This is a genomic window from Desulforamulus aquiferis (genome assembly GCF_030577015.1).
GTDB lineage: Bacteria > Bacillota > Desulfotomaculia > Desulfotomaculales > Desulfotomaculaceae > Desulfotomaculum > Desulfotomaculum aquiferis.
Genome location: NZ_JARPTC010000074.1, coordinates 1 through 344, shown reverse-complemented (window position 1 = coordinate 344; position 344 = coordinate 1). Strand labels below are relative to the sequence as shown.

Genomic DNA, 344 nt, shown 5'->3' with positions numbered 1-344 from the left:
ATCCCCACCTTCCTCCGTTTTGTCAACGGCAGTCACATTAGAGTTCCCACCTTTACGTGCTGGCAACTAATCTTAGGGGTTGCGCTCGTTGCGGGACTTAACCCAACATCTCACGACACGAGCTGACGACAACCATGCACCACCTGTCTCTCTGTTACCCCGAAGGATAAGGAGCATATCTCTATGCTTTTCAGAGGATGTCAAGCCCTGGTAAGGTTCTTCGCGTTGCGTCGAATTAAACCACATACTCCACCGCTTGTGCGGGCCCCCGTCAATTCCTTTGAGTTTCAGTCTTGCGACCGTACTCCCCAGGCGGAGTGCTTATTGTGTTAACTACGGCACTG

The 344-nt window shown here is 52.0% G+C and carries 1 rRNA gene; it reads right to left on the bottom strand.

The annotated features are described in order from the left end of the window. A 16S ribosomal RNA gene (locus tag P6N53_RS18580) occupies positions 1–344 on the bottom strand; the annotation flags it as partial.